Origin of the sequence: Bacillus cereus group sp. N21 (genome assembly GCF_016483395.1) — a bacterium.
Taxonomy (GTDB): Bacteria; Bacillota; Bacilli; order Bacillales; family Bacillaceae_G; genus Bacillus_A; species Bacillus_A pseudomycoides.
Genome location: NZ_JAEHBX010000009.1, coordinates 120670 through 129806 on the forward strand (window position 1 = coordinate 120670; position 9137 = coordinate 129806).

The following is a 9137-nucleotide window of genomic DNA, read 5'->3' on the forward strand; positions in this document are numbered from 1 at the left end:
GGGAGAATATACATGGAAGAGTTTCGATTCACAAAGCGTGTAAATAGAATCTTTCAAATTGCAAGCAAAGAATCTAAATATAATGAGTATATCATTCGCCCGTTAGATTTATTTATAGGAGCCTATAAAGAAGGAACAGGGGTTTGTAGTGAATTATATATGTATTTATTTCATAATATAGGGCTAGATTTTGTAACGAAATTTGTACAATTACAACAAAGGGGCTTTCAAGATAAAAGATATATAGAAGTACAAGGATACAAAGTTTCTTATAAAACAATGGAGATATTACAGTTAGCTAAACATAAGATGGCGCGATTTAATCAATTATATGTGAATGAAGGACATATTTTAAGCGTGATCCTTCAGCAAGATGAGACAATAGCAAGTCTAATAGACGAAGATATGAAACAAAGTATTTTACAGATTGTTTCAGTACCAAGAGATATGACTGTAAATTTGAATAGTTGTGAAATACCAACAAGTATGAAACATGCCGTTTGCAATGTTAGACGAGCTGTTCAATCTGATTTAGAAGAACTTCTTCAATTTGTTATGTTTGAATTTGGAGAAAGATGGATCGATGCAATTCATAATGGTTTTCAAATGTATCAAGAAATGCCAATATATATCGCAGTGCAAGAGAAGAAGATTATTGGTTTTGCTTGTTATGATGTTGTAAGGGGAAAGAAGGGGCTGTTTGGACCGATGGGAATCGCTAAAAATAATCGTGTAAAGGGTGTAGGAAGAGAACTATTACATAGATGCTTGGCTGAAATGCAGCAAATTGGTTATGAATATGCAGTGATTGGTCAGGCAGGTCCGATTGAGTTTTATGAGGAGAGTTGTGGTGCGCAAGTAATACATATTATATAGAGATTGCTTTGATTAGAAATGTCACAGAAGCAATAGGAGTGTTGTTTATTGTTCTTACATGTTATTGTAGTTTTTGAATAAGGTTTGATCTATGAATCATATTGCTAAACTTTTTCAGTAGAAGGGTGTAGAATGGGTATCTAAGAAAGAAGGTGTGCAAATGGCCAGCTGGAAAAGAAATTTAATCATTTGTTGGCTTGGGTGTTTTACCACTGCAGCCGGTATGAGTTTAGTGATACCATTTTTATCCTTTTATATTGAGGATCTAGGAGTAACGGGTACATCTGAAATTGCACAGTGGTCAGGAATTGCATTCGGTGTAACTTTTTTAATGGGTGCGATTGTATCACCAATATGGGGGAAACTCGGTGATATACATGGTCGGAAATTGATGCTCATTCGTGCGAGTCTTGGTATGGCAATGATTATGACGCTTATGGGATTTGTTACAAATGTATATCAATTAGTTGCACTTCGTTTTTTAATGGGGGCAGTGTCAGGGTTTCTTTCAACTGCAATCACATTTATAGCAGCAGAAACACCGAAAGAGCATTCAGGCTGGGCAATTTCTACTATATCAACAGGTGGTGTAAGTGGTTCCTTACTTGGCCCGATGCTTGGTGGCTATTTGTCTGAATTAATCGGAATGCGTCATGTATTTTTAGTAACGGGTGCTTTTTTATTTCTTTCATTTTTAATTGTTTTTTTCTTTTTACATGAATCGAATCATTCTGTTCAAGCAAAAAAAGAGCAACCAAAAAAAGTATGGACGATGGTTCCGGCGAAACATTTTATTATAAGCCTATTTGTAGTAACCTTTATGATTCAACTTGCAAATATGTCCATACAACCTATTATTACGTTGTATGTGAAACATTTAGCGGGTCCTCATACGGATCATATTGAGATAATTGCGGGGGCAGTGATATCTGCAACAGGTCTAGCAGTCATTTTAGCAGCTCCTAAACTAGGGAGATTATCGGATCATATTGGCCCTCAAAAAACGTTAGTTGTAGCATTGTTCGTTGCAGGAATTGTTTTTATTCCACAAGCATTTGTGACAGCTGCTTGGCAATTATTCATATTGCGTTTTCTATTAGGGATTGCACAAGCTGGATTGTTACCTTCCGTACAAACTCTACTTAAACAACATACACCACAACATGTGACTGGACGTATTTTTGGATATAATCAATCCTTTCAGTTTTTAGGAAATATGATTGGACCAGTACTCGGTGGACAAATTGCCGCACATGCCGGGTTTCAATATGTATTCTTCTCTACAGCATCGCTTTTATTCTTAGCTTGCATTTGGGTATATTTCAATAGTAAAGGTACAGTGGTGTCAGAAAAAGAGCATTTGAAAGTTAGTTAACAAGGTGAAATATGTAAGTTGTAAAAAAGGATGAAGCGAACCGTGCTTCATCCTTTTTGTTCGAAATCAGTTAAAACTGGAAGCAAAGGTAACTTAATGTTCCAAGCTCATAGCTACGATGAATGACTTTCCCTTCAGCATTACCACTTCCCATAGCGATGAAAAGAGGGACAAAGTGTTCTGCTCTTGGAACGGCTAAACGGGCGTGAGGAGCGGCAGTTTCCCAGTTAAACAATGAATCTTTATCGTTATTTTGCATATGATTTATAATCCAATCATCAAATTCAACAGCCCATCGTTCAGGAGTCACTTGATCCCATTTGAGTGCACGTAAATTATGGACAGTAACACCGCTGCCGATTGCTAAAATATCCTCTTGACCAAGTCCTTGAATCGCTTGTCCAATTTCATATTGCTCTTTTGCGGGAAGGAATGGATTTACTGAAATTTGAACGACAGGTATATCGGCTTTTGGATATATACGATGTAATAGTGTCCATGAACCATGATCTAATCCTCGAGTTGTATCTTTGTGAACGGGAATCCCGTTATTCTTAAATTTTGTTTCTAGCATTGTTGCAATGGTTGAAGAACCTTTTGCTTTATATTTTATTTCATATAATTCAGGAGGGAATCCGCCGAAATCATAAATTGTTTCATATTCATTATCTGAAGATGAGATAGTTAATACTTCAGTTTCCCAGTGTGCTGTAAAAATAACAATTGCTTTTGGTTTATATGTTTCTCCAAGTGTTTTTAGAAAACGTGTATAATCTGTATCTTGAATAGCAAGCATTGGTGAGCCGTGCGCTAAAAATAATGATGGCATCATAAGTGAAACCTCCTAAAATATATTAATTACTTTATGTAAGTAACTATAATATTTAATTTGTTGTTCGTCAAGATAATGGTTTGAGTCTTTGCTTAGAAATTGCAGTGTTTGTCATAATACAAACAATTGCATATAATACATAGTAAGAAGAATGAATAGTGATTCATTTTTTAGATATATAGATTGCTATTGTTAATAGATTATATAGATTTGGGGGCCTTCAAAATGAACATACAGGAAAGCTTTGTTACAGTGTTGGATGGATCGGAAATTTATTTGCGTAAGTGGCTGCCGGAAAGTGAAATTCGTGGAATTGTACAGATTGCGCATGGTATGACGGAACATGCTGGTGTCTATACAGAATACATTGATGCCTTATTGAAGGCTGGTTATGGTGTATATGCTCATGATCACCGGGGACATGGAAAAACAGCAAAACAAGAAGAGGATTATGGCCATTTCGAACCGAATGTTGGCTGGGATCAAGCTGTTTCTGACATAATCTTTGTATCGGAACTTATTCGTAATGAACATACTTGTCCGCTCTTTTTATTAGGTCACAGTATGGGTTCTTTCTTATCTAGACGTACTGTACAACTTCGTGGTGACCTATATGATGGATTCCTTATTTCTGGGACAGGTGGAAACCCTGGATTTTTAGGTGTACTAGGTCATAAAGTGGCAACGATTGAAATGAAGCTTCGCGGCACAAAAACGAAAAGTCCAATGTTGAACTTTTTGTCATTTGGAAACTTTAATTCCAATTTTAAACCGAATCGGACAAAGTTTGATTGGCTTTCTTCAGATACAAATCAAGTTGATAGATACATAGAAGATCCGTTATGTGGTTTTATTTGTTCAACGAGTTTTTACCGTGAATTATTTAGTGGTATGCTTGAAGTGAATAGACCAGAAGAATATAAAAAAACGCCGAAAGACCTTCCTATACATATTTTTTCCGGAGATCGTGATCCAGTGGGAGATATGGGGAAAGGCGTAAAAGAAGTATACGATATGTATAAAAATTGCGGTGTGAAAGATGTAACACTTCGCCTATATGAAAATGGAAGGCACGAAATGTTCCATGAAGTAAATAAGGATGAAGTATTTCAAGATTTGATTTCTTGGTTAGATGAACATATTATATAAAAAGAAACCTCACTTTTGTTGTAGTGAGGTTTCTTTTTGGGAATTTGGAGGGAAAGCATGAGTGAATTTGTAAATAACGAGTATATAGAAATAGATTTTCGTGATGTTGCTATAAAAGAAGAGGAATTAAAAAATTGTACATTTATAAAGTGTCGTTTTAGAGGTGTAGATGCATCAGAAATTGTAACGGAAAATTGTAATTTCATAGAATGTGACTTCACAGGCGCTCTTTTTAATGCTTCAATTCACCAGGGAAGTACGTTTGCAAATTGTAAATTTTCTGGAGCGAATTTATTTGTTTCTAAGTTTGAGGAATGTAAAATGACGGGTTCTGATTTTGAAGAGGCGAATTTAGATGGAATAACGATTGTATTTGGCGATTGGTCATATACAAATTTAAGATTTGCGAATTTAAGTAAACAAAAATTAAAGGGTATTCGCTTAGTTGAAGCGGATCTTTGTGAATGTAATTTAGAAAAAGCTGATTTACGTGATGTTGATTTAACAGGTGCACAATTAGGAAAAGCGAAGCTTATAGGTGCAGATTTAAGAGGAGCTGTAGTGGATAGAATTGACTTTAGAGCATTTGATTTACAGAATGTAAGATTGGATAAAACGCAGGCGGTTGCTGTGGCGAGGTGTTATGGAGCGAAGGTAGATTAAAATGATGAGAGAACTCTTACTATGATAAAGTATCAGTAAGGGTTCTTTTTGTAATTTAAAGGAAAGGGAGAGGGAGAAATGGTAGTGAGGAAAGCATTATTAAACGAGGCAAATGAACTAAGTCATATAGCACTAGCATCAAAGGCAACTTGGGATTACAGCGAAGAATTTATACTAGCATGTAAGGAAGATTTAACGATTACGGAAGAGTATATTAAAAATCACTACGTATATATTTTAGAAAATGAAGGAGTGAAAATTGGTTTTTTTTCATTTCAACGAAAAGAAGAAGATGTTCTCGATTTTTTATATTTACATCCAAATTATAAGGGAAAGGGTTATGGTAACATTCTATGGCAAAGTGTCGTAGAAAAAGCAGTTGAATTAGGAATTAAGAGTTTTACAATTGATAGTGATCCAAATGCGAAAGGCTACTACATGAAAATGGGTGCAAAATTGATTGGAGAGACACCTTCAACAGTTTTTAAAGATCGTGTTCTGCCACTTTTGCAATATGATGTATAAAAATGAGTATACATGGGAGATGCTGAAATGGATGGTTTTGAAATCGCACAAATCTACAAGATTTTAATGAAATCTTGGTCACTTGAAACAAGTTCAAAGTGGACGATAGAAAATCCGGCAAAAGGGCAATGTGGTGTAACAGCACTTGTTATACATGATTTGTTTGGAGGGGAAATAAAAAAGACGCAAGTTGGCGAAGATTGGCACTTTTACAATGCTATAAATGGAAAGCGATATGATTTTACCGCAACACAATTTTTTGAAGAGATAGCTTATATGGATATTCCTTCTAATAGAGAAGAAGCATTTGCAGACACAAATGATAGGCAATATTATGCTTTAAAACAGAAAATGCATATCTTTATGCAATAGAATTTGTTTGAAGTGAAATATCTTTTGACTCTTAATGTCCAATGGGTTACTATAATGGTGGTAACTTTTTAAAGGGGAACATACTTTATAGAGTCGAGAGGGGAAATACTTTTGAAAACAGCTTATGTAAGCGCTACGATTGCAACGCTAAATGAACAGAATGAAGTGTTTGAAAACGGATATATCATTGTAGAAGATGATAAGATTATAGAAGTACAAAATGGAGAATTTTCTAATCGAAATCAAGTGGATCAAGTGATAGATTTGAAGGGAAAGTGGCTATTTCCAGGTCTTGTGAATACGCATACACATGTTGTGATGAGTCTTTTACGTGGCATTGGTGATGATATGTTATTACAGCCTTGGCTTGAAACGAGAATTTGGCCACTTGAAAGTCAATTTACGCCAGAGCTTGCGGTTGCTAGTACAGAACTTGGTTTATTAGAAATGGTGAAGAGTGGGACGACAACATTTTCTGATATGTTTAATCCAATTGGTGTAGATCAGGACACGATTATGGAAACGGTTCGTAATAGTGGAATGCGTGCGGCTGTTTCAAGAACTTTATTTAGCTTTGGAACGAAAGAGGATGAAAAGAAAGCAATTCAAGATGCAGAAAAATATGTAAAACGATATTACAGTGAAAACGGCATGTTAACAACGATGGTCGCTCCTCATAGTCCATATGCATGCTCTACTGAAATGTTAGAAGAGTGTGCGAGAATCGCGGTGGAAAACCATACGATGGTTCACATCCATCTTTCAGAAACAGAGCGTGAAGTACGCGATATTGAAGCGCAATATGGCAAACGTCCCGTAGAATATGCAGCGAGCTGTGGTTTATTTAAGAGACCGACAGTTATTGCACATGGCGTTGTGTTAAATGAAGATGAGCGCGCATTCTTAGCGGAACATGGCGTTCGTGTAGCACACAATCCAAATAGCAATTTAAAATTAGGGTCTGGTATAGCGAATGTTAAGGGAATGTTAGAAGCGGGAATAAAAGTTGGTATTGCAACAGATAGCGTTGCATCTAACAATAATTTAGATATGTTTGAGGAGCTTCGAGTTGCTACTTTATTGCAAAAGGGTATTCATAAAGATGCGACTGCATTACCAGTTGAAACAGCTCTTTCACTCGCAACAAAAGGAGCGGCAGAAGTCATTGGGATGAAACAAACAGGTTCCATTGAAGTAGGAAAGTGTGCTGACTTTATTACAATTGATCCATCCAATAAGCCGCATCTACAGCCAGCAGAAGAAGTGTTGTCACACCTTGTGTATGCAGCAAGTGGAAAAGATGTATCTGATGTTGTAATTAATGGAAAACATATTGTGTGGAATGGTGAATGTAAAACATTAGATGAAGAGCGAATTATTTTTGAGGCAAGTCGTTATAAACGAGGATTGGAGATGTAGTTGAAATAGAGGAATTGATAACGAACGCTCCCCCTTTTAATAAAATACAAGAGGGAAGCGTTTTTTTTGTGAATTTTATGTGAAACGAATAAATATTCAATAGAATATCACGACTTTATACTGGTCCTTCTGTTATAATGTATAACGTTTTATAATATTATTTGAATTTAAGGAGAAAAATTCATGAAGCAGAAAAAGAGCCGCTTACTAGTAATTACACTTGTCACATCTTTGATTTTATCGGCTTGTAGTAGTACAGCGAATAAAGTTAATAAAGAGGATCAAAAACAAGTGTTAAATGTAACAGTATCAGAAGAAATTCCTTCTCTTGATACAGCGAAAGTGATGGATGGTACATCATCACATGTGATGCAAAATATATTTGAAGGGTTGTATGTGCTAGATAATCAAGACAAGCCCGTACCTGGTGTGGCGAAGTCATTTGAGAAAAGTGAGGATGGGAAAAGATATACATTCCATTTGCGTAAAGATGCAAAATGGTCAAATGGGGAATCGGTAACAGCACATGATTTTACTTTTTCGTGGAAACGGACATTGAGTCCTGAAACAGCATCTCAATATGCATACATGCTATTTTATATAAAAAACGCACAAGAAATTAATAAAGGTACATTGGCTACTGATCAACTAGGAGTAAAGGCATTAGATAATTATACGCTAGAAGTACAGTTAGAGCAGCCTGTCCCTTATTTATTGCAATTATTAGCGTTGCCTATTTATTTACCACAGCATGAATCATTTGTGAAAGAACAAGGAGATCGTTATGGATTAGAACCAGATAATCTTATATATAATGGAGCGTTTGTGTTAGAAAAATGGAAGCATGAACAAGAATTTCAATTAAAGAAAAATGATACATATTGGGATAAGCGGAAAGTGAAGCTAGATGAAATAAACTTTCATATTATAAAAGATACAATGACAGCTGTAAATTTATATGAATCTGGTAGTCTTGATCGAGTACCTATTAATTCTACATTTGTAGACCAATATAAAAACAATAAGGAGCTACATGTGTCAAGTGATCCTGCTATAGCTATGCTTCGCTTTAATGAAGGGAATACTTCACTAGCAAATAAAAAACTTCGGCAATCAATTTCTTTAGCAGTAAATAAAGAAGAGCTTATAAATCACTTTATAAACAACGGTGCATCTCCTGCGCATGGCTTGATTCCAACAGGGTATAAGAATGAAGTAACCGGGAAAGATTTTCGAAAGGAAAATGGGAATATTGCTGATTACGATTTAGAAAAAGCAAAAGAACTTTGGGAAGACGCGAAAAAAGAGCTTGGCACGGAAAACGTTACAGTGGAGTTCTTGACATTTGAGCAAGATAATGCAAAACGTATAGCTGAATATATAAAAGGAGATTTAGAAAAGCATTTACAAGGTTTAACAGTGCAGATTAAACAGCAACCATTTAAGCAAAAATTACAACTAGAACAAACAGGGCAATATGATATATCTATGGTAGTATGGGGGCCAGATTACAAAGATCCGATAAATTACTTAGAATTATTTACGACAGATAGCCCTAATAATAAGATGGATTACTCGAATTCTGATTATGATGATCTTATAAAGAAAGCAAAATATGATATTGTACTAGATCAACAAAAAAGATGGAAAGCCTTACAAGAGGCAGAGCGAATAGTATTGGAAGATGCGGCAGTTGCTCCTCTTTATCATACTGGTTCAGCATATATACAGAAGGAGCGTATAAAGGGCATTGAGAAGCATCAATTTGGCGGTGTATACACGTATAAACATGCTTTTATAGCTGAAAAATAAAAATACTGAGGTGGAAAAGAGCTAATTGCCTGATACAGTGAACTGTACCCCGAATCGTGGACACTTAAAAAAAGTCCATGCTTCGGGGTTTTTGTGTATCTTTACACTCATTCC

Annotated in this window: 9 protein-coding genes; 8 read left to right on the top strand and 1 reads right to left on the bottom strand. The window is 35.6% G+C overall.

The features are described from left to right. The first annotated feature begins 12 nt into the window (after positions 1 to 12). On the top strand, positions 13 to 876 hold the full coding sequence (locus JDS96_RS07840) for a GNAT family N-acetyltransferase (RefSeq protein ID WP_199666538.1): 864 nt from the start codon (positions 13 to 15) through the stop codon (positions 874 to 876). 160 nt (positions 877 to 1036) lie between these two features. After that, positions 1037 to 2251 (top strand): multidrug efflux MFS transporter, encoded by a 1215-nt coding sequence (locus tag JDS96_RS07845; protein WP_199666539.1) that lies wholly within the window; start codon positions 1037 to 1039, stop codon positions 2249 to 2251. A gap of 70 nt (positions 2252 to 2321) precedes the next feature. Here the strand turns inward: JDS96_RS07845 and JDS96_RS07850 are convergent, their stop codons facing one another. Beyond that, the gene (locus JDS96_RS07850; RefSeq protein ID WP_199666540.1) at positions 2322 to 3083 is read right to left on the bottom strand and encodes a DODA-type extradiol aromatic ring-opening family dioxygenase; all 762 of its coding nucleotides are present in this window, start codon (positions 3081 to 3083) and stop codon (positions 2322 to 2324) included. A gap of 225 nt (positions 3084 to 3308) precedes the next feature. Between JDS96_RS07850 and JDS96_RS07855 the strand changes: the two genes are divergently transcribed. The 6 genes from JDS96_RS07855 (at position 3309) to JDS96_RS07880 (ending at position 9023) form a co-directional block, all read left to right on the top strand. After that, entirely contained in the window at positions 3309 to 4232 is a 924-nt protein-coding gene (locus tag JDS96_RS07855; protein ID WP_199666541.1) for an alpha/beta fold hydrolase, read from the top strand. 57 nt (positions 4233 to 4289) lie between these two features. After that, positions 4290 to 4895, top strand: coding sequence for a pentapeptide repeat-containing protein (locus JDS96_RS07860; protein ID WP_199666542.1), 606 nt, complete (start codon positions 4290 to 4292; stop codon positions 4893 to 4895). Between the two features lie 78 nt (positions 4896 to 4973). Next, a complete protein-coding gene (locus JDS96_RS07865) occupies positions 4974 to 5420 on the top strand; it encodes a GNAT family N-acetyltransferase (RefSeq protein ID WP_003202739.1) in 447 nt (148 codons plus the stop codon). Between the two features lie 27 nt (positions 5421 to 5447). Continuing rightward, the gene (locus tag JDS96_RS07870; RefSeq protein WP_018781418.1) at positions 5448 to 5792 is read left to right on the top strand and encodes a YunG family protein; all 345 of its coding nucleotides are present in this window, start codon (positions 5448 to 5450) and stop codon (positions 5790 to 5792) included. A gap of 111 nt (positions 5793 to 5903) precedes the next feature. Continuing rightward, positions 5904 to 7211: a bifunctional S-methyl-5'-thioadenosine deaminase/S-adenosylhomocysteine deaminase gene (locus JDS96_RS07875; RefSeq protein ID WP_199666543.1), complete on the top strand. Its 1308-nt coding sequence runs from the start codon at positions 5904 to 5906 to the stop codon at positions 7209 to 7211. 183 nt (positions 7212 to 7394) lie between these two features. Continuing rightward, complete coding sequence (locus JDS96_RS07880) at positions 7395 to 9023, top strand: peptide ABC transporter substrate-binding protein (protein ID WP_199666544.1); 1629 nt, start codon at positions 7395 to 7397, stop codon at positions 9021 to 9023. Positions 9024 to 9137 lie beyond the last annotated feature (114 nt).

Bases quoted from the DNA above. Each gene is read 5' to 3' on its own strand.
- JDS96_RS07840 (WP_199666538.1), top strand. From the start codon at position 13: ATGGAAGAGTTTCGATTCACAAAGCGTGTAAATAGAATCTTTCAAATT.
- JDS96_RS07845 (WP_199666539.1), top strand. From the start codon at position 1,037: ATGGCCAGCTGGAAAAGAAATTTAATCATTTGTTGGCTTGGGTGTTTT.
- JDS96_RS07850 (WP_199666540.1), bottom strand. From the start codon at position 3,083: ATGATGCCATCATTATTTTTAGCGCACGGCTCACCAATGCTTGCTATT.
- JDS96_RS07855 (WP_199666541.1), top strand. From the start codon at position 3,309: ATGAACATACAGGAAAGCTTTGTTACAGTGTTGGATGGATCGGAAATT.
- JDS96_RS07860 (WP_199666542.1), top strand. From the start codon at position 4,290: ATGAGTGAATTTGTAAATAACGAGTATATAGAAATAGATTTTCGTGAT.
- JDS96_RS07865 (WP_003202739.1), top strand. From the start codon at position 4,974: ATGGTAGTGAGGAAAGCATTATTAAACGAGGCAAATGAACTAAGTCAT.
- JDS96_RS07870 (WP_018781418.1), top strand. From the start codon at position 5,448: ATGGATGGTTTTGAAATCGCACAAATCTACAAGATTTTAATGAAATCT.
- JDS96_RS07880 (WP_199666544.1), top strand. From the start codon at position 7,395: ATGAAGCAGAAAAAGAGCCGCTTACTAGTAATTACACTTGTCACATCT.